The 24,534-nt window shown below is 67.4% G+C and carries 21 protein-coding genes; 5 read left to right on the plus strand and 16 right to left on the minus strand.

Translation table 11 applies throughout. From position 1 onward, the window contains the following. Nucleotides 1-70: 70 nt before the first annotated feature. From H0E82_RS08105 to grxD, 11 genes are all read right to left on the minus strand, one after another. Nucleotides 71-532, minus strand: a complete 462-nt coding sequence (locus H0E82_RS08105; protein ID WP_180544957.1) for a type IV pilin protein — start codon at nt 530-532, stop codon at nt 71-73. Beyond that, nucleotides 529-4,347 carry a pilus assembly protein gene (locus H0E82_RS08110; protein WP_180544958.1) on the minus strand — a complete coding sequence of 1,273 codons (3,819 nt, stop codon included), beginning with the start codon at nt 4,345-4,347 and terminating at the stop codon, nt 529-531. Before H0E82_RS08110 ends, H0E82_RS08105 begins: the two co-directional genes overlap by 4 nt. Nucleotides 4,348-4,357: 10 nt before the next feature. Then, the gene (locus tag H0E82_RS08115) at nt 4,358-4,861 is read right to left on the minus strand and encodes a pilus assembly PilX family protein (protein WP_180544959.1); all 504 of its coding nucleotides are present in this window, start codon (nt 4,859-4,861) and stop codon (nt 4,358-4,360) included. Nucleotide 4,862: 1 nt separating this feature from the next. Further along, the gene (locus tag H0E82_RS08120) at nt 4,863-5,996 is read right to left on the minus strand and encodes a PilW family protein (RefSeq protein WP_180544960.1); all 1,134 of its coding nucleotides are present in this window, start codon (nt 5,994-5,996) and stop codon (nt 4,863-4,865) included. Further along, a complete protein-coding gene (gene pilV, locus H0E82_RS08125) occupies nt 5,993-6,469 on the minus strand; it encodes a type IV pilus modification protein PilV (RefSeq protein ID WP_180544961.1) in 477 nt (158 codons plus the stop codon). The genes H0E82_RS08120 and pilV overlap by 4 nt, the downstream gene beginning before the upstream one ends. Further along, nucleotides 6,466-6,990 (minus strand): GspH/FimT family pseudopilin, encoded by a 525-nt coding sequence (locus H0E82_RS16805; protein WP_328796985.1) that lies wholly within the window; start codon nt 6,988-6,990, stop codon nt 6,466-6,468. Before H0E82_RS16805 ends, pilV begins: the two co-directional genes overlap by 4 nt. 127 nt (nt 6,991-7,117) lie before the next feature. Next, complete coding sequence (gene ppnN, locus H0E82_RS08135) at nt 7,118-8,506, minus strand: nucleotide 5'-monophosphate nucleosidase PpnN (RefSeq protein WP_180544963.1); 1,389 nt, start codon at nt 8,504-8,506, stop codon at nt 7,118-7,120. A 112-nt stretch (nt 8,507-8,618) separates the two neighbouring features. Next, the gene (locus tag H0E82_RS08140; protein WP_180544964.1) at nt 8,619-12,059 is read right to left on the minus strand and encodes a TonB-dependent receptor; all 3,441 of its coding nucleotides are present in this window, start codon (nt 12,057-12,059) and stop codon (nt 8,619-8,621) included. 262 nt (nt 12,060-12,321) lie between these two features. After that, entirely contained in the window at nt 12,322-12,921 is a 600-nt protein-coding gene (locus H0E82_RS08145; RefSeq protein WP_180544965.1) for a MarC family protein, read from the minus strand. Next, on the minus strand, nt 12,918-13,646 hold the full coding sequence (locus tag H0E82_RS08150) for an SDR family NAD(P)-dependent oxidoreductase (protein ID WP_328796986.1): 729 nt from the start codon (nt 13,644-13,646) through the stop codon (nt 12,918-12,920). Before H0E82_RS08150 ends, H0E82_RS08145 begins: the two co-directional genes overlap by 4 nt. A gap of 26 nt (nt 13,647-13,672) precedes the next feature. Beyond that, a complete protein-coding gene (gene grxD / locus H0E82_RS08155; protein ID WP_180544966.1) occupies nt 13,673-13,993 on the minus strand; it encodes a Grx4 family monothiol glutaredoxin in 321 nt (106 codons plus the stop codon). Between the two features lie 117 nt (nt 13,994-14,110). On the opposite strand from grxD, the gene H0E82_RS08160 reads away from it, so the two are divergent. After that, complete coding sequence (locus H0E82_RS08160; RefSeq protein ID WP_180544967.1) at nt 14,111-14,698, plus strand: superoxide dismutase; 588 nt, start codon at nt 14,111-14,113, stop codon at nt 14,696-14,698. 467 nt (nt 14,699-15,165) lie between these two features. Here H0E82_RS08160 and H0E82_RS08165 read toward each other — a convergent pair whose 3' ends face one another. Both H0E82_RS08165 and H0E82_RS08170 read right to left on the minus strand, forming a co-directional pair. Then, nucleotides 15,166-16,428: a putative bifunctional diguanylate cyclase/phosphodiesterase gene (locus H0E82_RS08165; protein WP_180544968.1), complete on the minus strand. Its 1,263-nt coding sequence runs from the start codon at nt 16,426-16,428 to the stop codon at nt 15,166-15,168. 13 nt (nt 16,429-16,441) lie between these two features. Further along, nucleotides 16,442-17,698, minus strand: coding sequence for an HD-GYP domain-containing protein (locus H0E82_RS08170; protein WP_180544969.1), 1,257 nt, complete (start codon nt 17,696-17,698; stop codon nt 16,442-16,444). 497 nt (nt 17,699-18,195) lie between these two features. Here H0E82_RS08170 and H0E82_RS08175 point away from each other — a divergent pair, with 497 nt between their 5' ends. Then, complete coding sequence (locus H0E82_RS08175) at nt 18,196-19,512, plus strand: NTP/NDP exchange transporter (RefSeq protein ID WP_180544970.1); 1,317 nt, start codon at nt 18,196-18,198, stop codon at nt 19,510-19,512. A gap of 76 nt (nt 19,513-19,588) precedes the next feature. Then, complete coding sequence (locus H0E82_RS08180; RefSeq protein WP_180544971.1) at nt 19,589-20,527, plus strand: DMT family transporter; 939 nt, start codon at nt 19,589-19,591, stop codon at nt 20,525-20,527. 3 nt (nt 20,528-20,530) lie between these two features. Here the strand turns inward: H0E82_RS08180 and H0E82_RS08185 are convergent, their stop codons facing one another. Continuing rightward, nucleotides 20,531-21,598 carry a GGDEF domain-containing protein gene (locus tag H0E82_RS08185; protein WP_180544972.1) on the minus strand — a complete coding sequence of 356 codons (1,068 nt, stop codon included), beginning with the start codon at nt 21,596-21,598 and terminating at the stop codon, nt 20,531-20,533. A gap of 185 nt (nt 21,599-21,783) precedes the next feature. On the opposite strand from H0E82_RS08185, the gene H0E82_RS08190 reads away from it, so the two are divergent. Next, on the plus strand, nt 21,784-22,047 hold the full coding sequence (locus H0E82_RS08190) for an RNA-binding S4 domain-containing protein (RefSeq protein ID WP_180544973.1): 264 nt from the start codon (nt 21,784-21,786) through the stop codon (nt 22,045-22,047). A gap of 12 nt (nt 22,048-22,059) precedes the next feature. On the opposite strand, the gene H0E82_RS08195 is transcribed toward H0E82_RS08190, so the two are convergent. Together H0E82_RS08195 and soxR are read right to left on the minus strand one after the other, a co-directional pair. After that, nucleotides 22,060-22,554: a DUF4019 domain-containing protein gene (locus H0E82_RS08195; RefSeq protein ID WP_180544974.1), complete on the minus strand. Its 495-nt coding sequence runs from the start codon at nt 22,552-22,554 to the stop codon at nt 22,060-22,062. A 349-nt stretch (nt 22,555-22,903) separates the two neighbouring features. Next, on the minus strand, nt 22,904-23,341 hold the full coding sequence (gene soxR, locus H0E82_RS08200; RefSeq protein WP_180544975.1) for a redox-sensitive transcriptional activator SoxR: 438 nt from the start codon (nt 23,339-23,341) through the stop codon (nt 22,904-22,906). A gap of 70 nt (nt 23,342-23,411) precedes the next feature. On the opposite strand from soxR, the gene H0E82_RS08205 reads away from it, so the two are divergent. Continuing rightward, on the plus strand, nt 23,412-24,440 hold the full coding sequence (locus tag H0E82_RS08205; RefSeq protein ID WP_219338466.1) for an NADP-dependent oxidoreductase: 1,029 nt from the start codon (nt 23,412-23,414) through the stop codon (nt 24,438-24,440). The last annotated feature ends 94 nt before the right edge of the window (nt 24,441-24,534 follow it).

Here is a 24,534-nt window from a genome sequence, read left to right on the forward strand (position 1 = left end):
AATCAGGTGCGTCGCGCGATCAGCGACCACCTGCCGCGTTCGTCACATCGCCCACCGGGCCGGGGGACTGCTACCAGCAGTCGGCCACCGTTCCGCTACCGGTCTTGGTCTTGGCCCCGGTATTGGAGAGGCCAAGCGTTCCACAACGCGTGTCCTTGACCTGGGTTCCCTGCGGCGCCGCAGTCAGCGTAAAGGTATTGACGGCCTCGGCGTTCGTGATCCGATACGCAAGAGCCGCGCCCGCCGTGGAGGGCGAAGGAACCTGGGCATTGGCTGCGCCGAAAGCGCTTTGCCAGAAGCCGACGTAGGTGTTGTTGATCGTATGGAAGCGTTCGTAGCGTTGCGCAATTTCGACCATGTCCGCCTTCACTTGCGCACGACGCGATTTCCGCACGGAATCCTGATAGCTCGGGTATGCGATCGCCGCGAGAATCGCGATCACCGCCACCACGACCATCAGCTCGATCAGGGTGAAGCCCCGCGCGTCAAGCGCGCGGAGCGATGTGGCCTTTGTTGAAAGCGCGCGCGTCACTGGATCTGTCTCCACGATTGACGGCCACAGGGCCGCTTGAGGTACATCGTCGGCGCACCCGCCACCTGCACGACCATCGAACACTGGGCTGCCAGGGCTGCGTCAATCTCCGCCTGGGTTGCGGTCGATGGCAGGGGCGCGAGACGAGGCGAGCTGAAGATCGCCACGTCCTTCACCGGTGCGGTGCCCTTGGTGTTGAGCGGAATCGCCCCGGTGCCTGGACCAGGCGAGGTACCGGTTGGCGTATCGAACGTCACGTTCGACAACCTCGCGGCACCCGTCAGCGAGTTCAGCCCGTACAGCCAGTTCGCACCGTCGACATTGCATTGCTGGGCGTTGATCGGCGCGTAAGTGGGCATGAACACGATGCCGCTTTCGACGCGGGGGTATCCCACGAAACGTTCGCGCTCGGGTAGATCCATATACCAGCCCATGCTTCCCGCTCCGGGGACATTGGCACTCGTCGTCCTCGAGCCCGCGTTCGACTGAATGATGGTCTGCCCAAGCAGGTTCGCACGCGTGAGCGTGGTTGTGGGTTGCCCACTCGCCAGGTCGAGAACACCGTAGAGGGACTGCAGGGTGGAATCCACGGGATCGTTGTTGAACGAGAAGCTGCCCGTGCCGAAGTACAGCATCACGCCGCCATTCCGGCCCGCGGCTGCCGTCAGGCCGCCGAGGATCGGCTGTCGCGTGCCGTTCTCGGCGCCCGAGGTGTAGGTCAGGGTTGTGAACACCGGCTGCGTCGGCCATGCCGGGTTGGGCAGGCGCAGGTCGAACTTCCAGATCGCACCCTTCTGATCGGCTGCGTACACGGTGTCGGCAAACCCATCGCGCCCCGGAAGCGTCAGGGAGCCATCCGGTGCCGCGCCGAAGCGGTCGAGCACGACGATGTTGCCAAGCCCGTTGCTTCCGGCCGGCGCACCGCTTTCGACGGCCTCGATCCGCGTGATCTCGGGCGTTGCGGAGTCGATATCCACGAGGAAAAGAACGGCGCGGCCATTGGTGCTGTTGTAGCCGTTGCCGAAGATCGCGCGCCATTTGATGGTCACTGCACCGCCCGCGGTCCGGGTCTTGACCGGCACGATGACCGGGCGGCCCAGCACATGCCCGATGTTGTTGCGAATGTTCGCGTCGGTGTTGGAGTCGTTCACTTCCCACAGACGATCGGCGCCTGCGAAGGTTCCGTTCTGGCGCGAAACGCCCGACACGTTCAACGCGAACGTGCCCTTGGCGCCGGCGCCGGTCGAACCGACCAGCACTGTCTTCCAGCCACCGCCGTAATAGGCATCGGAGACAGCCAGCGGGCCGTCCACGTAATAGCGATGCTGGAACCGTTGGTCACCGCCTGCTGCAGGATCGTAGGGATACAGCAGGTTCCCCATGTGCCCCACCACGGACTGCGGGATGAAGGCGAAGCGCTCGATGCCGCCGGCCGCAGTCGTGCGCCCGTCGAACCCGTGCAACATGCCGTCATTGGCGCCGGCGAACACCATCGGGCGACGCCGGTTCGTATCATCGGCCGCCGCCTTGGAAGTCATATATGTGCTGTAGCTGGCTCCGTAGGGCGCGGGCAGCGACCGATATCCGTAATCGTCGGTCGGCGCGCTGATCACCGGCGTCGCATTGACGATATCACCGAGCCGGTTGGTGCGGAAACGCAGCTTCCCGTTCGGGTTGCGCTCGACTTCGAGGGTCTGATCACCCTTCAGATAATTCACGGCCTCGGTCAAGCTCAGCGTGCTCGTCGCACCACCAAGCGCCGCCAGTCCGCTGGCCGTGCACAGCGACATGGGTGCAGGGTTGGAACACAGCCTGTCCAGATTGGCCAGGTTGGCCGGCGTAAAGAGTGCCGCACCCGTGCCCGTGCCGAACCAGATGTTGCGGTCGGCCGCCGCAGGAAGCCGGCTCGCCGCCTCCCATGCATCCACGAAAGTCACCACACCGGTGGTCGGATTCGCGGTGACGGTCTGGGCAGTCAGCGTGCTGTACCAGTCCGTGCCGCCGTTGCGTGCTTCGTAGAACGGGGAAACGGACACCGAGCCCGCTCCGATGCGCGCGCCGGTCAGCGCGATGCTGCCCGCGGGCGACTCGCCGGCGCTCACAGAGGCCAGAACGCGTCGCATGGCGGCGGTGATCAGCGAAGGCGAAGTCGCATTGATCATCTCGCCACGCGTGTTGAGCGTGGCGTGCCACATCTCATCGACTGCGCGCGGCGTGAGGTCCTGACGGGCCAGCCATGTGGGCGGGGTGAGATAGGGATCGGGGACCAGCTTGGCGGGGTCGGTCGGGCTCGGAAGATATGTGACGCCGAACTGCTCACCCAGCGTGCCCAGCACGATGCCGTAGAAGTTCATGTGCAGGTGCGTCTTGCAATCCAGGCTCCTCTGCTCGGGAAGCAGAGGAGTCGCCACGCTGGCACACGCCGGAGGCACCGGAACGGCATTGCGTTCCAAGGCATGCCCGGCTGGCAGCAGGCTGTTGAGGTAATACGGCATCACGAGGTCGGCCATCGTGTCCGCGACTGCATCCTCGAACGGAGGACCCATTCCGGCGTCGAGGTTGCCCACCGAGGGGCTGTTGCCCTCCTCGTTGATGTATCCGTCGGTGAAGAGCATGCCCGCGTTCTTCTGGCAGCTCAGCGTGATCGGCCGGCCATCGTCTGTCCGGCGGAACTGTTCGCCGATATGCTGTACGGCGCGCCGGTTGGGGGTGCTACCCGCGGCAGGCATGCGCACGATTTCGTCGTAGAGCGCCTGCTTCGCAGTCTCGTTCGACATGTCACGCATCGTGACGTTGTTCCGGTTGCTGATGCGGAACCAGCCGACCGTCATGTTCTCCACGTCGAGCAGAGCATTCACGACGCCACCGATCAGGCCTTCGCGACGCGTGCGATAGAAGCTAAACCACCGCGCGAAATTCCCAAGTGCGGCTTGGTACTGCGCCTGCGACGCGAAATTACCCGGCCTGATTTCGTATTTGTACAGGGTGCCCGGTCTGCCCCCCTCGGGATTCGTGATCGCGACTGGCGTCGCGGTATACCCGTAAGAAGGGGGCAGCGACGTCGTGCTCGCCATGAAAAACGTCGCAGGGAAATAGGAGAAGTGAAGCAAGCACGACTGCGTGATGCGGCGAGCGCTATTCAACTCCACGTAGGCGTTGGCGCTGTTGATATTGCCACCGTTCGCGTCGCACGTACCACGCACTCGGGTACCCGCCGGAAGAATCATTCCGGGTCGTACCCGGAAGCGCCAGCTGTCTACAGTCGATTCTGCCAACGCGGTGAGATTGAGGGTGCCGTTGATCTTTCCGGTCGATCCAGCTGGACGCGGATCAAGAGGCGCAGCGGTCGGGTCGATCGTCGCATAGTCCGTACGATTCGCCTGCTTCCATGAGGGATAGTCGAGGCGGGGATCGAAATAGCCCGGATTGACATCCGGCGAGCGCGCGAACCCGAAAGCATCGATCGGCGGAATGGCGTCATTGCCGCGACCATAAGGAGGAAACGCATAGTAGAAGCGGTGACTGACGCTGTCGTATCCACGCGGCGTGGCACCGTTGTAGAAGCTGCCACTGGCATTGGCGTTGTCGGTCCAGCCGAACACGCCGTCGCGGGTGTTGTTGAGGGTCTCCCATACCATCGAGCCCGAATCGTCCAGCGCCATGATGAAGGCCGGCGGGATCTGCCGCTGCACATTCAAGGGCTGCTGGGCAAGCGTGCCCTGTCCCTGCACGGCCATGACGGAATGCAGGAAGTAGGCGCTACCGGCGAGAACCAGCGCGGTGGCGCCGGCAAGAAGTTTTGTGCGGCCTTTCATGGCGCTGCCCTCACGGCCTGAAGATGGTGTCGATGACGGCCTGTGCCGTCGGGTTATCAGGATCATCCACACGAAACGCGGTGACCTGGTAGATCGGATTCGGGTCTTCGTTGACCGCTCCGCCCATGTCGAGCGTCGAATTGCCCGAGATACAAGGCCCGATCAAACGCGCATTGACCGATTGCGTCTGCGCGAGCGAGCGTTCGCTCGCCCACCCGCCAGGGTCGAACGCCGTGTCGCAGGACCTGATGTCGGCGGTTGCAACCGCATTGCAACCCGCTGTCGCCGTCCGGTTGACCATGTCCTCGAGCGCACATTCGGCATTGCGCGCGAGCGCCTCGGTCCTCTGGAATGCCAGGTTGACCGCGCGGTAGTTCGACGACATCCGCTCCTGCAACCCGGCCACCTGCATGCCGACGATGCCCAGGAGCGCCAGCAGCACCAGCATGATCAGTGCGATGTAGAGCACGGCGCCACGTTGGCGGTGTGGGATCGAAGCGGCGAATCGACGCATGTCAGTTTCCATAGAGGCGGTTGCGCATCGCGATGGTGCTCTCGTATCCCCAGCGATAGCGGCCATCGGAAGTGTCCGCGGGAGTGAAGGCGACGCCGAGCACGCTCCGAGCGACCTCGGACTGTTCGGACGCTGCCCGATCGGGACTGCTCGCCATCACGCCCAGGCGCACTGCGCCCACGGAGCGCCACGCGACTTCGGTGTTCGCCATCGCCGAAGGGCGGATGAAACTGCCCACGTAGCCGCTCGGCGGGGCAGTCGTCATTCCTGCGGTATTACTATCCAGGCCGAGCTGCACCTGGAGACTCTCGATCCCCTCGACCAGCTCCTCGGCGTCGTCATATGTGCCATCCGTAAGGGAGCGCGCCCGCATCAAAGCGCGCTCACCGGAAGCTCCCACGCCAACGAAATAGACCACCGACTCCAGCCGGTACAGCATCGTCTGGCCTGCCGGTTGCGGGGTGTAGCGATCGAGAACGGAGCCGACGGTGACCGTGCGTGCGACCGGATCCGTCGCAGTCGGTAGAAAGAGATCAACGAAGCTGCAGTCCGCAAGGCCGAACATCGTCGGCGCCACCACACCATCCCGAGTCAGGGCATTCCATCGCGCAACCCTGATCGTCGATGTGGTCCCGGCGACAGTGATCGAGTCGACCGGTGCACCTTCGCTCGCGAGAAAGCGCAGCTGCAGAATGTCGCTGCCCGGCTCTGGATCCAGCTCCGCCACGGTTGACGGAAGTGCCGGGTCCCACGTGGCGGCCGCGGTTCCGAGATTCATGGTGAACTCACTGGTCTTTACGGCCTCATAAGCCTGGATGCCCAGCGGAAAGTTCACCCCTGAGTTGGTGGTGCCACCTGCAGGAATTCCGTTCGCCAAGGCGCCGGCATTCTGCAGATGCGACTGGTCGTTGACGCACCCCATATGGCCGACCATGCGCAGGTCACGCTGGATGAAATCGATCGCAAAACGGCCGTTCTCCTGTACGCGGGATACGCCTTCCGACAACTGGTAGGCTGTGCGCGATGCCGAGAATACGCGCGCCAGCCCCAGCATCAGAAACGCGCCGATCGCCAGCGCGATCATCATTTCGACCAGCGAAACGCCCTGTACGCGACGATTGAACCAAGGACTCATAGCTGCGTGCTCGCGGTGAACGTGGATTGGGATTCGTTCGCCGTGGCGCTGCGCTCGCCCCAGGTCAACTGCACGGTGGCCACGCCCGTCGCGCTGTAGGTCACGGTCGCCGCCGTCGTCGGTCCAAGCGCATTGATCGCCTGACAGCGCCAGTTGCCGATCCCCTGGGCCACCGCATCGGTGCCCGTCACGGGGGCACACGCAGTAGCACGAGTGAGCGAATTCGCGGTGAATCCCGCAGCGGTGTACTTCGCGGCGGACAGCCGATTGGTGCGCATCTGGTCGAGCAGGCTGTACGCCAGATTCGTCGCCAGCGTGCGGTTGTTGGCGCTCTGCGTATAGCGCAGGTTGGTGGTCTGCAGCAGGGCAAACCCGAGCAGACCGATCGCCAGGACCACGATGGCGATCAGCACTTCGATCATGGAAAACCCGCGCTGCCGACCGGGGGGCAGACGCAAGCGAGCGTGACTCATGGGCATTCTCCGCGCGCGACGGACGTACCGCCAGTCGGGCGAACCGTGAAGGTCCGCACCAGGGGTGCACTGGTTGGGCAGGTTCCCGATGCAAGTCCCAGGGTCCGCTCTCCGCCTACGAGATAGCCCCGCTGGTCGAAACGGATGTTGAGGTTCGCGCCTCCTGCCTCTGCGGTGATCACGACCCCCGGCTTCGCTTGGGAATAACGCACGACCCGCTCGCCTTGTGCCGGCTCGAGAACATCATTGGCGTTGGTCGCGATCCACACGATCCAGCCCTGCTCCCAGGCGGTACCGGTGCACGATGTCCCGTTGTTGCTGGTGCAGACACGGGCACCCCCCGGGCTGCGCAAGGCCTCGGAGCGCGCCAGCGAGAACGAGGCCAAGAGCTCATTGGTGGTGGTCGCCACCCGGTTCGAGCGCATGGTCGCCTCGAAACTCGGAAACGCGATGGCGGCGAGGATCGCGACGATCGCGACCGTCACCATCAATTCGACCAGTGTGAATCCCCGTACTCGCATGATGTGCCCGCGCCGCCGGCGGATCCGGCGTTCCCCACCGCGCAGTCTAGCCAGCGCCGCCCGGCACACAAGCGCTCGCGGATGGACGGTCGGAAGCGGGCGATGAACGTCCTCGCCCGCCGCTGCCTCAGGCCACCACCTCGTAGCAGGGCTTGTAGTCGCCGGAGATCTTCATGCGCCGCTGCTCGACGAACGCGCGCAGCAGGGCGTCGAGCGACTGCATGATGTCGCGGTCGCCGTTGATCCGGAACGGGCCGAATTCCTCCACCCGGCGCAGACCGTCTTCCTTGACGTTGCCGGCGACGATGCCGGAGAACGCACGGCGCAGATCGGCCGCCAGCTCGTGCGGCTTGCGTCCGTGATGCAGGTCGAGCGCCGCCATCGCCTCGTGGTTGGGCACGAAGGGCCGCTGCAGGTCCAGCGGGATGGTCATCGACCAGTTGAAGTAGAACGAGTCCTTGTGCGCGACCCGGTATTCCTTGACCTTGCGGATGCCGGCAGCCATGCGCCGCGCGACCTGCTCCGGGTCGGCGACGATGATCTCGTAGCGCGCCGCCGCCTCGTCGCCCAGGGTGAGGCGGATGAACTGGTCGATCTGCTGGAAATACGGTGCCGACGCGGTCGGGCCGGTGAGAATGAAGGGAAACGGGATCTCCCGGTTCTCCTCCTGCAGCAGCAGGCCCAGCAGGTACAGGATCTCCTCGGCCGTGCCCACGCCTCCCGGGAACACGATGATGCCGTGGCCGAGGCGCACGAACGATTCGAGCCGCTTCTCGATGTCGGGCATGATCACCAGCTGGTTGACGATCGGGTTCGGCGACTCGGCCGCGATGATGCCCGGCTCGGTGATGCCGATGTAGCGCGCCGGGTACTGCCGTTGTTTGGCGTGGGCGACGTTGGCGCCCTTCATCGGGCCCTTCATCGCGCCGGGACCGCAGCCGGTGCAGATGTCCATCCCGCGCAGGCCGAGCTCGTAGCCGACCAGCTTGGTGTAGTCGTACTCACCGCGGTTGATCGAATGACCGCCCCAGCAGACCACCAGGTTCGGATCCCCCGGCTGCAGCAGCCGTGCATTGCGCAGCAGGCCGAACACCGCGCTGGTGATGCCGGACGAGGATTCCAGGTCGGTGGCGTATTCGGGGCCGAGCTCGATCGCGGTATAGGCCAGATCGCGGACCACGGCGAACAGCAGCTCGGCGACGCCGCGGATGATCTGGCCGTCGACAAAGGCCATGCCCGGCGCATTGACCAGCTCGATCCGGATGCCGCGATCCTGTTGCAGCACCTGGATGTCGAAATCGGGATACAGCTCCTGTGCTGCGCGCGGGTCGTCGGACGCGCTGCCGCTGGTGAGCACGGCCAGCGCGCAGCGGCGCAACAGGTCGTGCATGCCGCCGCTGGATGCGTCCTTCAGCCGCGCCACCTCGTCGCGCGACAGCACGTCCAGGCCGCCACGCGGATAGATGTAGGCGTTCACGGTAGGCAGCGCCGTCGCTGCCGGAATCTCGTTGCTCATCTGCTCTTCTTTGCTGGTGTCTTCGATCGGTGCGGCACTGTAGCGCAGCCGTTCGCACAAACGGAAACGGCCGGGTTGCCCCGGCCGTTTCGCGTATCGCCTGCGGTTTGGATCAGAACGCGTAGCGGAGCGTGAACTGCGCCGCCCACTGCGACTCGCCGCGCGCCTGGCGCGTGACGAAGTCTTCGACCTGCCCATCGACGCCGTAGATGTAGCGGCCCTGGGCATCGGTACCGAGGTAGTTCACGAAGCTGCGCGCCAGGCCGCCCTGCGACTGGAACGCCACTTCCTCGATCTGGCCCCAACGCTTGTTGATCAGGTTGCCGACATTGAGGATGTCCAGCGCCAGCGTGATCTTGTTGCCGTCGAAGAAGCCCGGGAACTGCTGGCTGATGCGCATATCGAAGGTGTTGGTCCACTTGGCGAACGAGGAGTTGCGCTCGGCCACGCCACCGGCGAAACGGTTCAGACCATTGGCGTTGACGATCTCCCAGAACAGCGCCTCGGCCTGCGCCGGGGTCTGCCCGTTGATGCCGCGGAACGCCACCTCGCCCGAACCGAAGCGGGTCGGGATGTACATCAGGTCGTTGGTGATGCCGTCGCCGTTGAGGTCGTTGTTGTAGATCCAGCTGTACGGCTTGCCCTTGCGCCCCTCGTAGAACAGGCCGACGCTGGTGGCGTTGTCACCGAAGAACTTGCGGCTCCAGTTGAGCTGGCCGGTGAAGCGGTCACGCACGAGGTAAGCGGAATTGGCGGCCACTTCCTCGTTCGGGTTGAACACCGACACCGAGTTCCAGTTCGAGTTGGCGACCGAGGACGTCAGCGGGCTGACTTCCTTGGCCTGGGTGAACGCATACGCGAGACCCCAGCTGAAATCCTCGAGGAACCGGCCGCTCAGCGACAGCGTCAGGTTGTCGCCGTGTCCACGGCTGGTCTGCTCGGCGACCAGCGCATTGGCGAAGTTCGGGTTGCTGAGCGCACGGTTACGGAAACCGGTACACGCGCCGGAGGTGATGGTGGAACCGTTGTTGTTGAAACAGGCGGTGTTGTAACCCTGCGCGGTCCAGAACAGATCGCGACCGTCGGAGCCCTGACGGGTCGGGTTGCCCAGATTGAGGTGGCGATAGTAGATCGCGTCCTTGACCTCGGTGCGGATGTACTCGATGCCCGCAACCACGCCCCACCACGGCAACTCGTGCTCGAACGCGAGGTTGGCCTTCCAGACGGACGGCTGACGCAGCGACGGCGACAGGAAGTCGACGTTGGCCGCCGGGATCGCACCGGTGAAGTTGGTCGGCTGGGCCGAGGTGTCGGGATTGAACAGGCCGTCGGCCGTCGGGCAGGCGGCGAAGCCGGTGATGCCGCATCCGATCACGCGGGTCGCGATGCCGGTGTTGGAGTAGGGATTGGACAGCCACACATTGGCCGCCGCGCCTTCGAACAGGCCGACGCCGCCGCGCAGCTGGGTCGGACGATCGGAGTCGAAGGTGTAATTGAAGCCGAAGCGCGGCTGCACCAGCTGGTTGCCGTCGAGGGTCTGGTCGTTGCGCAGGCCGAACCCGCCGGAGGCGCGGGTCAGTGCGCCGGTGGCCGGGTTGAAGGTGCCGGGCACGAACGGTGCCGCAGCGGCTTCGTTGAGAAATGGGCTCTGGCTCATGCGCTTGCGGTCGACGCGCACGCCGGCGGTCAGTGTCAGGTTCATGTTGACCGCCCAGGTGTCCTGCAGGAAGACGCCGAGGTTCTGGTAGTCCCAGTTGGCCACACCGTCGTCCAGGGTGAAGCCGGGCGCGCCGACCTGCACCTGGTAGCTGCTCGGACGGCCGCGACGGAAGTTCTCGAGCACCGCGGCCTCGTTCTGCGCACGCGTCAGCGTGTTGCAGGTCACGGCCGCGCCGCCATTGAACTCGTAGCTCAGCGTCGCCGACGAGTTGATGCAGGCGAACGTGTAATTGCCGCGGGTGTCCTGCAGGAAGGCGTTGTAGACGCTGTTGTCGTCGTAGTCGGCACCGAACTTCAGCGTGTGGTCGCCGAGGAAGAGGTTGCCGATCGCCGAGTAGTTCCAGGTCTTGGTGCCCAGATCGTTGAAGTGGCGGCTGCGCTCGGTGCCGAACACGAGGCCGGAACTGGTGTTGGCCACTGCGGGCGAACCGGCCGGCAGAGCGCCGGCAAAGTTCAGGCGCACCTGGGGCAGATCGGAGTTGTTGAGCGGCTGGCTGATGTAGTCGCGGTAGGAAACCTTGATCTCGGTGGAGAAGTTGTCGGACCAGTCCGAGAACAGCTCGCCGACCGTGGTCTCGATGGTCTTGTCCTGGCTGTACCAGTGCGAGCTCAGCGCGATCGCGTTGTTGAAGTTGGTCGGGTAGATCGGATCGCTCTGCTCGGTCTTGCTCCAGCGCAGGCTGGCGCGGTGGTTCTCGCCGATGTTGGCGTCGAGCTTGAGCAGGGCGTCCTTGACGCGCAGTTCCGCAGCCGCAGCTTCGGTCGCGCCGACGTCCACGTTGTAGCGGCTCTGCGCGATCTGCTGCACGCCGGCGATCGCAGACGGCGTGATCGCGACATTGGTGCGTTCGCTGCCGAGCGGGCCGAATTCCAGGCCGCCGCGCGTGCTGCGCAGGTCCTCGTAGGCCGCGAAGAAGAACAGGCGGTCCTTGATGATCGGGCCGCCGAAGGTCACGCCCTTGGTGGTCTCCTCGAACGCCGGCACGTCGAAGTACGTGTCGTTGCTGCGGTTGTAGCGGTCACCCGAGAGGTTCTCGTCGCGGTAGACGTAGTACGCCGAGCCGGAGAACGAGTTGGTGCCCGACTTCGTGACGGCGTTGATGTTCGCGCCCGTGTAGCCCTTCTGGGTCACGTCGAAGTTGGAGATGTTGATCTGCACCGACTCGATCGCGTCGATCGAGATCGGCTGCTTCGCGGTCGGCAGGTTGTTGGCTTCCAGGCCGAAGGTGTCGTTGGTGGCGACGCCGTCGATCGTGATGGTGTTGAAGCGCGAGTTCTGGCCGCCGGCCGAGATCTCGCCACGCTCCTTGTCGGTCTGCGAGATGCGCGGGTCGAAGCGCGCATAGTCCTGCAGGTTGCGCTGGATCGACGCATAGTTGTCGAGATCCTGACGGCTGATCGCAGTGCCGGCGCCCATGCGCTCGGCGCTGAAGAGTTCGGAACCGCCGACCGCCACCGCGGTCACGGTGCCCAGCGTGGTCACGTCGCCCGCCAGGGTCACGTTGATCTGCGACACCTGGTCCAGGCCGAGGAACACGTTGTCCTGCGTGCGCGTGCCTTCGCCCGCGCGCGTCACGGTGATGGAGTACGGGCCGCCGACGCGCAGGCCACGCGCGTTGTAGCGGCCGTTCGCATCGGTGGTCGCGCGGCTGACCGAACCCGACTCGGTGTGCACGATGGTGACTTCCGCACCCGCGACCGGCTGGCCGCCGGTTCCGAAGACCTGGCCGCCGACGCCGGCGGACGTGTTCTGCGCGAACGCGGGTGCAGCGGCGAGTGCGACGATCAGGCCGAGCGAGAGCTTGGAAAGTCGGGCGCGGTGCATATGGGTCATGGGTGTAAGCCTCGGTGCGTGGAGTGCGCCGGTGCCTCGCGGCAGCGACGTGCAGGACATGGACATGCAGGTGTGAAACAGAAGAAGGACCGCCCGCGCGGGGCGGGCTTGGCGTGCTGTAGTTAACAACAGGTTAACATGGTAGGGGCGGAAAATGACAACGCCGTGACAGCCGGCCCGCCCTGCAAGCCACTGACCCCGCAGGGTTTTATGCGGAACAGCAGGAGAGCGCGCCAAGTCATTGACTCGGCGTGGTCACACGTCAGACCGTCCCGGCCCCGCGCCAGAAGCCCACCAGGCCGTCGAGCAGCATCTGGACCGAGATCGCGACGAGCAGCATGCCCATCAGGCGCTCGATCGCGGTCAGTGCACGCAGGCCGAGCAGCTTGTAGAGATAGGTGGCCGAAAACAGGATCGCCGCGGTCGCCCCCCAGGCGATCAGCAGCGCGAGGCTCCATTCGCCAAGGCGGTCGGGCTCGTTGCTGCCCATGAGCATGACGGCAGCCATGCCCGACGGGCCGGCGACCAGCGGAATGGCCATCGGCACGATGAAGGGCTCGCCGTCGGGAATCTCGCCCATCAGGCCTCCTTGCGGCGGGAAGATCATCCGGATGCCGATCAGGAACAGCACGATGCCTCCGGCGATCGCCACCGACTCCTGCCGCAGGTGCATGACCTCCAGCGCGTACTTGCCGGCCCACAGGAATGCCATCAGCACCAGCAGAGCAATCAGCAGTTCCCGCGCGAGCACGATCCGCTGCCGCGCCGGCGTCAGCCGTCGCAGCATGCTGAGGAACACCGGGATGTTGCCCAGGGGATCGAGAATGAGGAACAGCAGCAGGGCCGCGGAAGCGATGGTCACGCGGCGCGATCCTCGGCCGGCGCCCAGACCCGACCGCGATGATCGCGCCCCTCGGGCGCGAGAAGCGTCACGCAGTGCGCCGCGACCTCCGCCGGCACCCGGGCGACGCGATCGTCCTCTTCCACGTGCGCACGTGCGCGCAGGCCGGTGCGCATGGGCGGCGGCTGCAGCCCGCTGACCCGCACCGGGGACCGGGCGAGTTCCGCATGCAGGATCGCCACCATGGCGGAGAGTCCGGCCTGCGCGATGCCGTAGCCCCCCCAGTACGCCGACGACGTACGCGCTTGGTCGTCGATCGCGAATACGAGCGCACTGTCTGCGGCGCGTCGCAGCAACGGCAGGCACGCCTGGGTCAGCCACCAGCGCGCAGTCAGGTTGACGTGCAGCGCGCGCGCGAACGCGGCTGGATCCGTGTGCTCGAGCGGCGTGAGCCCGGGGAAGTACGCCGCGACATGCAGTATTCCGTCGAGCCGCCCGAACCCGGCGTCGATGCGCGCGGCCAGATCCGTGTAATCGTCCGGCGTCGCGCCTTCGAGATCGAGGGGATACAGGGCCGGGGCGGCACCGGTTGCCTGCAGACGATCGTGCAGGCGGTTGAGCCGCGGCACCTTGCGGCCGAGCAGGACCGGCGTGGCGCCCGCCTCGGTGCACGCCAGGGACGCTGCTTCACCGAGGCCGCCATGCGCGCCGACCACCAGCACCACGCGTCCGGCCAGCACACCCACGGCCGGATCCCTGCCACTCGCCCCGTTCACGCCTGCAGCACCTCGGCGACCATCCGTGCCAGCTCGCCAGACTCGTGCAATTCGAGGGTGATGTCGCACCCGCCAATCAGCTCGCCGTGGATGAAGAGTTGCGGAAACGTGGGCCAGTTGGAGAACCGCGGCAGGTTCGCACGCAGCTCCGGCTCCTCGAGCACGTTGATCGTGCGGTAGCCGCGGGCGCCCGCCTCGTGCAGCGCCCCGACCGTGCGCGCGGAGAAGCCGCACATCGGAAACTCGGGCGTCCCCTTCATGAACAGCACGACGGCATGGCCATCGATTTCGGCCTGGATGCGTTCGAGGATCGACACGGGGGAACCACTCCTGGGGGACGCCGGCACCGGGCGATGCCGGCGGCGGTCAGGGTTTAGAATCGCGCATTCTATCGCGTTGCCGCCGACCGCACGGCACACAGGACTCCAGGCCGCATGCCTCTCGAACTCACCGCACTGCCCTACGATCGCACCGCGCTGGAGCCCCACCTGTCGGGCGATACCGTGGACCAGCATCACGGGCGCCACCAGCGCGCGCTGATCGAACGGATCAACGCGTTGAACGCGGGTGGCGAGTTCGAGGAAGCCGCGCTCGAGACGATCGTCCGCAAGGCCCAGGGCGAGCTGTTCGACTGCGCCGCCCAGGCCTGGAACAACGCCTTCTACTGGCGCTCGCTGCGACCGGCGGCCACCGCCGCCGGGGTGCCGTCGGGGGCGCTGGCCGACGCCATCCAGAGCCAGTTCGGCGATACGGACACGCTGCGCCAGCGTTTCGACGCGGCCGCCCTGCGTCATTTCGGTGCCGGCTGGGTCTGGCTCGTGCAGCGGCCTGACGGACGGCTGGGGATCGCGGTCACCGCGAACGCAGCGACGCCGCTGACCGGCGAGGACACTCCGCTGCTTGCGGCCTCGCTCTGGGAGCACGCCGCGTATCTCGATTACCGGGACGATCGCCGGCGCTACCTCGATGCGTTCTGGCAACTGGTGAACTGGGACAGCGTAGCTGCGCGTCTGCGCAGGTGAACGCGGTCGGCCGGGACGATACGCCCCTGCGCTGATCGATCGGCCCGCCAGCACGCGGTACCGTCTCCATGCCGGAATGCCCGCCGCACAGTGCGTGTCGGACGCAGCCGGTCGCGGGGTCGGCCCCAGGCGCGCCGACCGGACGGCACCCGTGTCGGGACGCGACGGACCTCGCAGCTTCGCGATGAGCGCACTCCGGTCGCGTTGCCGGGTCGTGGGCTGCATGCAGGACCGAGGCTCCGGCCATGCCGGCCGTTTCCGTCACGCGGATCGGCTCGGTCGACACGGCTGCCGTGTTCCGGCGCCTGCTTCGTGCGCGCAGTGGCCTGACCCCTGGACGGGGAGCCAAGGCGGGGCGTTCGCTTGATTCTGCGATCCGTGCGGTGCGGACGGCTGGTTCGACATGCCGCGCCCGACATTCCCCCTCTGCACCGGCCACGGACCAGGGCCCGACGCGTTGCAGCGGGTCACGCCGTATGCGGAGGCTCGACGCCGGACGCCGCGCGCGCACCGGCGACGATCATCTCGGCCGGCGCAGGCCGACCGATCAGAAAGCCCTGGGCGAAATCGCAGCCGAGCTCGGCCAGGCGCGCCAGCGCTGCGGGTTGCTCGACCCCCTCGGCCACGACGCTCAAACCCAGATCGTGCGCGAGATCGATCATCGTGCCGACCAGACGCTGGGCACGCTCCTCGCCTTCCATGTCGCGGATGAAGCTGCGATCGATCTTCAGCGTATCCACCGGCAGCCGGTGCAGATAGGCCAGCGACGAGTAACCGGTGCCGAAATCGTCGATGGAAATGCGAACGCCCCCCGCACGCAGCGTCGCGAGCAACTGTTCGCACTGGGCCATGTCGCGCATCAACGCGCTTTCGGTGACCTCCAGCTCGAGCGCCGTACCCGGCACGTTCCAGAGCCGCATCAGATCGAAGACCTGGTCCACGAAGCCGGGCAGCTGCAGCACTTCCACCGACAGGTTGATCGCGACCCGGATTCCAGGATCGACCTGGCGCAGCTCGGCCAGATGGCGCAGCCCGACATTCAGCGTCCAACGCGTGAGGTCCCCGATCTGGCCACTGCGCTCGGCCACGTCGACGAACAGCGCCGGCGGCACGGCACCGAGCTCCGGGTGGGTCCAGCGCGACAAGGCCTCGTAACAGGCGATCCGCCCGTCCGCCAGGCAGGTCAGCGGCTGCAGGTGGAGCTGGAGCTGGTTCTCGGCGATCGCGCCGCGCAGCGCGGTCTGGATGGCTTCGAGCGGCACGGCCGGTGCGCTCCAGAATGCGATGCGCTCGATGCTGCGCTGGGCCTCGTCACAGGCACGGTCGGCGCGCCGGCACAGTTGCTCAGGCGATTCGCCGTCTTCCGGGCACATCGCGATGCCGACGACGACGAGGGGATGGACGTCGCCATCGCCGGCCGGAAACGGCACCTGCAGCGCCCGCACGATCTTCGTGGCGGCCAGTGCCGCGTGCGCACGTCCGCGCAGTGCAGGCAGCAATACCAACAGGTCGCTTTCGCCGACCCGCAGGCAGGTGTCGCCCGGACGCAGCGCCTCGGCGACCGTGCGTTCGAGATGGGCCGCCAGTGCATCGGCGACGTCGTACCCGAACGAGAGTTCGACGTCCCGCATGCGCTGCACGCGGACAAGCAGTACCGCCGCCGGGAGCTCGCCACAGGCCTGGGCACGGAGCCGGGCGATCTCCTCGAATGCCTGTGCGCGATTCAGCATGGACCGGTCGTCTTCACAGGAACAGCGCCACCGGGTCCAGTCCGTGGGCGCCTGGCGGCAGCGGCGCGACCACCCGCACGGGATCGTCACTGTGCGCGCGGACCATGAGATCGAGCGAGTGGAACTGGTCGAGCACCCGCTTGTCCGGCGCCGTGAGCACCATCACCCGCGGTTGCAGGCGGCGCGCGCTGTTCTGGGCCATGACGATGGCGACCTCGCCCGTGCTCAGTTCGACCAGCGATCCGATGGGGTACACGCTCATGCATTGCATGAACTGTTCGACCACCTCAGGTGCATACCGGGTGCCGCGATCACGGTAGAGCACCTGCAGCGCGACATGCTGCCCGACGGCGCGACAATGCGGCCGATCGCTGGTCATCGCGTCGTAGGCATCCACGACCGAGGCGATGCGCCCGAGCAGCGGAATCGAATCCCCAGACAAGCCCGCCGGATAACCCGAGCCGTCGAGGCATTCGTGATGGGTGCGGATCATCTCGCGCACGTGGTCCGGCACGCTTGAGCTCTCGTCGAGAATCGACAGCGCATGCGCGACGTGGGCGCGCATGGCGCGCGTCTGCTCTTCGGTGTACGGGCCCGTCTGGGTCAACAGGACCGGGTCCACGCGCAGCTTGCCGATGTCCAGCAGCAGAGCGCCGCTGGCGAGATCGACGAGCAGCGATTCCGGCAGGCCCACGTGCCGCCCGAACGCCGTTGCCAGCGCACTGCAGCTCAGCGCGTGGGCGTACTCGTACTGGCCGCGCTCACGCAGGGTATCGAGCCAGAGCAGCGCGTCGGCATTGCGCACCAGGCTGCGGACCATCGGTTCGACCGCCTCGCGGACGCCCTCGGGATCCAGTGGCCGGCCGCTGCGCACATCGTCCAGCACCCGTCCTGCGAACTCGGCGGCGCGGGCATGGGCCTCGCGCGCCTCCGCCAGCGCGTGCTCGAAGTCGATCTGTTCCGGATAGCGGGTCGAGCCCTGCAGGGCGATGATGTCGAGGTCGGAAAGGGACGTCCGGGCACGGGTCGGCGCAACCGGCTGCGATTGTGCGTCGGACGGCAGCAGCGAAAGCCCGAGTGGTCCGAGGCCCCGGTCGAGGTCGATATAGACCCAGGCGCACAGCGCCGACAGGGTATCGATCTCCTCGACGGACTGGATCATGACGCCCTGCAGCAGGAAGGGCGTGCCCTCCCAGGGCCGGTCCAGGCCGCAGACGTACATGCCGGGGCGGAGCTCCGAAACCGGTAACTTGTGTTCTTCGAGCGCCATATGCCAGTCCGGTTGTCCGCACGCCCCAGATCGGCCGCGCGCCGGAAAACTTCAAGTTTTCGGCTTCGCCCCCCATGTACGACCTCGTCGGTCATCCATCGGCCCGACGGCGGGCAGTGCCGGACGGGCAGACAGCCTACCGCGATGCGTGGTATCCGGCAGTAGGCCGACCGTCGAACGCCCGATGTGGCACAGCGTGTGCCATCGCCCGGCCCCGAAGGACCTATGATCGGAGGCCTGGAGCCCCTGGACGCCGCCATGCCGTCATGCGAACCGCCCACCTGCCCCCCTCCGCCTGACAGCGTGCCGCGCCGCTTCGCGCTGGGATGCAGGGCGCGATCGACGGGGCCCTGGCGCGGCTCGTGCGTGGATGCGCGTTGCGGTGGTGGCCCTGCGCGGCACGACGGCGCACAGCAGCCGCGCCTGGCGGCACTGCGAGGTCCGGTCGGCATGCGGACACAGTTCCCCGCTCCTGTGGCGCAGGACGCCTGAATCCAATGGCGGCGCATACCCGGATCGTCGACCTCTTCAACCTGCGGCGCGGGGAGCTGGCCCCGGTCACGATCGCGGCCGCCTTTTTCTTCTGCATCCTGACCGCGCTGATGATGCTGCGGCCGGCGCGCGACGCGCTCGGCATGGAACGGGGCATCGAGAGCGTGCGATGGTTGTTCATCGGCACCGCAGTGGTGACCCTGCTGGTGAATCCGGTGTTCGGCTGGCTGGTGAGCCGCTTGCGCAGGTTGCAGTTCATTGCCGCGACCTATCTGTTCTTCATCATCAGTCTCGGCGGCTTCTGGGCCCTGCTGGTATTCGCTCCCGATGCGGTGGGCGCGCGCAGCGGCCAGGTGTTCTACGTCTGGTTCAGCGTGTTCAACCTCTTCGTGACGATGGTCTTCTGGGCGCTGATGGCCGACCGCTTCAGCAGCGACCAGGCCCGACGCCTCTTCGCCCTGATTGCCGTCGGCGGCACTCTGGGCGCGATCTTCGGCCCCTGGCTCGCCGCGCGACTCGCAGCGCCACTCGGCACACCGAGCCTGCTGCTGCTCGCGTCCGGTTTCCTGGCCGTCGCCATCGCCCTGGCATGGGGGCTTGTCCGGCTGGGCGCCACCGAGGCGACACCGCTGGCGCCCCACGACGCAGCGCCGCCCGAGTCGGCGCGCATCGGCGGCAGCGCCTGGGCCGGCTTGCGCGCGGTGGCGGCTTCGCCCTACCTCATGGGAATCGCCGGCTACGTGGTGATCATGACGATCGTCGCGACGTTCATTTATTTCACCCGACTGCAGATGGTCGCCGCGGCAGAAGCGGATCTGGACGCGCGCACGGCGCTGCTCGGCAACATCGACATGTGGACGCAGATCGCGGTGCTGGTATTGCAGGTGACCCTCACCGGCCAGATCATCCGCCGCCTCGGCCTGGGCATTGCGCTGGCAATACTGCCGATCGCAATGGCGATCGGCTTCCTCGGGCTGGCGCTGTACGGCTCGTTTCTCGTGCTGATCCTCCTCGAGGCGACCAACCGGGCCATCCAGCGCGGACTCACGCGCCCCGCGCGCGAGGCGCTGTTCACCGTGGTCGGCCGCGAGGACAAGTACAAGGCCAAGGCGGTCATCGACACGTTCCTCTATCGCATGGGCGATGTCCTCGGCGCCCAGACCGAGGGCGTGCTGGGTCGTCTCGGACTGGCGCTCGGCGGCCTCGCCAGCGTCGTGTTGCCACTGGCGCTGGTCTGGGCCGCCCTGGGGCTCTGGCTCGGCCGGGTGCAGCAGCGCCGCAGCCGGCCGGACGATGCCGGGACGCCGTCCGCCGAGCCCTGAGCACGCGCTGCGCCTTCGACGACGCGGGCGTGCCGCGCGCGATGGATAATGCGCGCCCCTCGCCGCGCGTTCCGCCATGACACCTGTTGCCAAGGCCTACTGGCAGATCCACCTCTGCGTGTTGCTGTGGGGCTTCACCGCCATCCTCGGAAAGCTGATCACGCTCCCCGCCCTGCCGCTGGTGTGGTGGCGGATGCTCCTGGTCGCAGCGGTGCTGATGCTCGTACCGACGGTCTGGCGTGGGCTGCGTGCACTGCCACTGCGCCTGCTGCTGGCGTATTCCGGCGTGGGGGCGCTGGTCGCGCTGCACTGGCTCACCTTCTACGGCGCCGTGAAGCTGGCCAATGCGTCCGTTGCGGCGACCTGCATGGCCCTGGCGACGGTGTTCGTCGCCCTGATCGAGCCGCTTGTCGCGCGCAGCCGCTTTTCCTGGCGCGAACTCGCCCTGGGCTTGGCCGTTCTGCCGGGCGTGGCACTCGTGGTGGGGGGCATTCCGGACGGCATGCGGATCGGAGTGGCGGTGGGCGCTCTGTCGGCCCTGTTCGTGGCCTGCTTCGGATCGCTCAACAAGCGGCTCGTCGAGCGGTCCGATCCTCTGACGGTCACTGCGCTGGAGCTGGGCGCCGGCACGCTCACGCTCACGCTGCTGGCGCCCCTGATGCCGCTGCTGTTTCCTGCGTTCGCAGGCCCTCTGCTCCTGCTGCCGGGTTTGCAGGACGGCGCCTATCTCCTGCTGCTGGCGTTCGCCTGCACCCTGCTGCCGTTCGCGTTGTCCCTGGTGGCCCTGCGCCACATGAGCGCCTTCGCCGCGCAGCTCGCGGTCAACCTGGAACCGGTCTACGCCATCGCCCTCGCCATCGTGCTGCTCAACGAACAGCATGAACTCTCGCCCCGCTTCTACGCCGGCGTGGCCATCATCCTCGCCGCGGTGCTGCTGTATCCGGCCTTCGTCCGGCCGCGGCGGATCCACGCCGAACAGCTCGGCACCGGAGAGTCGAAGGCCTTCACCGACTGAACGTCAGCGTGTGGCGACGCGGTTGCGGCCGTTTCGCTTGGCGTCGTACAGAGCGGCGTCGGCACGTCCCAGAAGCGACGACGGGTCATCGCCGGCCTCGAGCGAGGCCGTGCCGATGCTCACCGTCACCGGGATGCCGAGATCCATCGCGGTGACATCCGTGCGCAGGCGCTCGCATTCGGCCACTGCCGCGTCGGATGCACAGCCGGACATCAGCTGCACGAACTCCTCGCCGCCCAGTCGCGCCACCCGGCCGCGGGCTGATGCCTGCCCGCGCAGGTAGGCGCCCAGCGCCTGCAGGACGCGGTCGCCCTCGCCGTGGCCATGGTTGTCGTTGATGGATTTGAAATGGTCGATGTCGACGATGGCGAGCGACAGCGGCGTCGATTCCGACCGCGCCATTTCGATCGCTTCGTCGAGCAGGTGCGAGAACGCCCGCCGGTTGAGCAGTCCCGTGAGCGGATCGGTGGTCGACTGCTCGGCGAGGTCCGCGTTCTCCATCTCCAGTTCTTGCTGGTAGTGCAGGAGCTGCTGCTCGTACCAGTCGCGCTCCTCGAGCTGCAGGCTCAGCTCGCCACTGATGCGGTGCAGTTCGAGCAGGCGCGTCGCCTGCCGCGACAAGGCCTCGAGCGCCGCCAGCTGGGCCGGTGCCAGCTGGCGCGGTCGGCGGTCGATCACGCAGAACGCGCCGAGCGCGCTGCCTCCGCCGACACGCAGCGGAGCACCCGCATAGAAGCGCACGTGCGGCGGGCCGGTCACCATGGGGTGATCGTGGAACCGTGGATCGGCCAGGGTGTCGTCGACCACCATCAGTGTGTCTGGCGCCAGCAGCGCATGCCCGCAGAAGGACAGATCGCGCGAGGTTTCGGTGTCTTCCAGACCGACCTTGGCCTTGAACCATTGCCGGTCCCGGTCCACCAGCGACACGAAGGCCATGGGGACGTCGCAGATGGCAGTGGCGATCGCGACCAGATCGTCGTAGGCGGCCTCGCGTGGCGTGTCCAGGATGCGGTAGGCCGCGAGTGCGGCCTGCCTGGACGCTTCATCGACCGGACGACCGGGCGGGATCATGAGCGCAGGCTCCCGTCAGCGCAGATAACGCCGCCCTGTATAACAAAGCCGCCATGAATGCGGCGAGGCGGCGGAGGGGCGCCCCGCTCTCCCCGGCGGCACCCTGACGCACGATCCGCGCAGGCCGATGCACGTCCTGGGGGACGACCACGCGATACTAGGACTCCCGCTCCGGAATCCTCCCGATGTCTGCGCAGATTCATTTCCCGCTCGAAGGCGACTACGTGGAGCTCAACCAGCTGCTGAAGCTGACCGGCCTGTGTGACAGCGGCGGCGCCGGCAAGGCCGTCGTCGCCAGCGGCGCCGTCCGGGTCGACGGCACCGTCGAACTGCGCAAGACCTGCAAGATCCGCGCCGGCCAACGGGTGACGCTCGCCGACGTGACCATCGTGGTGGACGCCGACGCGGCGGAAGCGCCAGGCGCGCCTGTCATGTCGTCGCCCACCTGAGCCGGCGTCCGCTCAGCGCACGCTGTAGCCGGACACGCGCCAGGTCCGGTCTTCGTCGAGACGGAAGGACACCAGTTCGCGGATCGGCTCCGGCTGCAGGGCGAACGTCGTGGGGAATGCCACATTGACGTAGATTCCGGCCGGCACCGCGTCGCCTTCGCGGAACTGCGACCGGCTGACGACCGGCGCGTCACGGCGGCTGGGTGCGCCGAGGCGGGTGCGGTCCGCCTGCAGCTGGCTGACGAACTCGTCCCGGCCGACCGCCGCCTTCATGGTCTGCGATGCGCCGTCCCAGACCTCGGCGGCGCGATTGGCGTCGATCATCTGCAGCACCTGCTGCGCGGCAGCGCCCATCTCGGCATCCTGGCGTGCGACCTGGGCTTGCTGTTCAGCCGTGAGCGGCTCCTGCTGGGCCGCGGCGGCAGGTGCCGCAGGCTGCTGGGCGAAGGCGGGCGCCGCGAATGCGGCAAGCAGGACAGGGGACAGGGCGAGACGGACAGCGCGCATGTGGACACTCCGGATACGGTAGGCCCCGAGTGTACGCGGCGCCCCTGAGCCGGCAACACCGTGCCGTTTCGGGCCCTCAAACCATGCCTGGCTGCGCCGGGCATGGTGGGGGGCAGTGAGGGTTCCCGCGACCGCGCGTATCGGATTGCCCCACGCCGCCAGCCCCCGTGCCCCGCTCGACGGCCGTCGGCGCACGCCGGATAACGGGATCTCCGCGCGCGTGGCGAGGTGTCGCCCTTGCCGATCCGCGTCGATCGTTCCGATCCCTGCAAGCGCATCCTCGGCGCCGGCCGCGCCCACGGCGCGCGATCATCGTCTCGCACGCGACCCGCCTGGCGCATGCGGCGGCTCACTCTAGGAACGACGCCCCCGGACCCCGCTCAGCCGCGGCATCGTCGGGGTTGCGGAGCGGACATTGCGCCAGCGACAGACAGCCGCAGCCGATGCAGTTGTCGAGCTGGTCGCGCAGCCGGCCGAGCTGGTCGATACGGGCCTGCAACGCGGCCCGCCAGCGGCTGGAAAGCCGCACCCAGTCCGCCCGCGTCGGGGTCCGGCCCTGGGGCAGGCTGTCGAATGTCGCCCGGATCTCGGCCAGCGGAATCCCCGCGCGCTGCGCCACGCGGACGATCGCCAGGCGACGCAGCACGTCGCGCGGATAGCGCCGCTGGTTGCCCGCATTGCGGGTGCTCTGGAGCAGACCCTGGCGCTCGTAGAAGTGCAGGGCCGAGACGCTCACGCCGGTCCGTGCGGACACGTCGCCGATCGAGAGTGCGTCGATACGACCCATCGTCCTGCCCTTGACCTCAACAATGGTCGAGGTTTTAGCCTGCGGTTCCTTCCGATGCAAGCGAGCCGCGATGACCTTCGACCCACCCGCCGACGCCGAGCCCGTCGCCACCGCGCCCGCGACGGCGCCGGACGAGGACGCCATGCATGCGATGTCGATCGCACGCGACCGCGCCGACACGGGCCATGGCACCTGGTACCGGATCGCGACCCCCGTGCCCATGCCCGGCCCCGGCGAGGTCCTGGTCCGTGTGCTCGCGGCAGGGTTCGGGCACTGGGACGTGCTGGAGCGCGACGGTCGACTCGGCGCTGCGGCGTTGTCGACGGGCCCGGTCATCGGCGGGTCGGAAGGCGCGGGCAGCGTGGTCGAGGTCGGCCCGGGGGTCCATCGCGTCCGCGAGGGCGACCGCGTCTGTGCGATCGCCCCTCCGGGCCACCGCCGCAACGGGTTCCACGCACAGTTCGCCCTAGTCTCCGCCGATCTCGTCTGGCCTGTGCCGGTGCGCCTGCCGCTGCACCAGGCCGCGGCATTGCCGGTGGATGGGGGCCTCGCCCTGCATGCGATCGACCGGGCCCTGGACCTCGGCCGGGGCCAGAGCCTCTTGATCTCGGGGGCGAGCGGCGGCATCGGTCACATGGCGCTGCAGTTCGCACGGCACCGGGGCGCGCGCGTGCTGGCGGTCGCGTCTGGCGCCGACGGCGTCGACCTCGCCGAACGGCTGGGCGCCGACATGGCCATCGACGGGCGTCGGCATGACGTCACCGCGGCGCTGCGGATCTTCGCACCGGGCGGACTGGATGCGGCCCTGCTGACGGCGGACGCCCCGAGCATCACCGGCGCCGCATTGCGCGCCCTGCGCCCGGGTGGCCGCATCGCCTGGCCGCAGGGGGTACTCCCGCCGGCGGACCGTTCCGACGTCGCTGCGCTCGCATTCGGCGCCCGTGAGGGCATGGCCCAGGTGCGGGCCGCCTGCCGGGCGATCGCGCGCGGCCCCTTCGAAGTGCACGTCGGCGCGCGCTTCCCGCTGCAGCGCATCGACGATGCCGCACATGCGCTCGCGGCGCACCATCTGGGACGCATCGTTCTCGAGGTGCTCTAGCGGCGACCGCCCGCAATCCACGTCGGCGCCGGTCCGCCTCCCTCGACATCGCCGACAATAGGCGCCTCCCCTCGTCGCGCCGCTGATGGCGCAT

It is taken from the genome of Luteimonas deserti, from assembly GCF_013425765.1.
In the GTDB taxonomy this organism is placed as follows: domain Bacteria; phylum Pseudomonadota; class Gammaproteobacteria; order Xanthomonadales; family Xanthomonadaceae; genus Luteimonas; species Luteimonas deserti.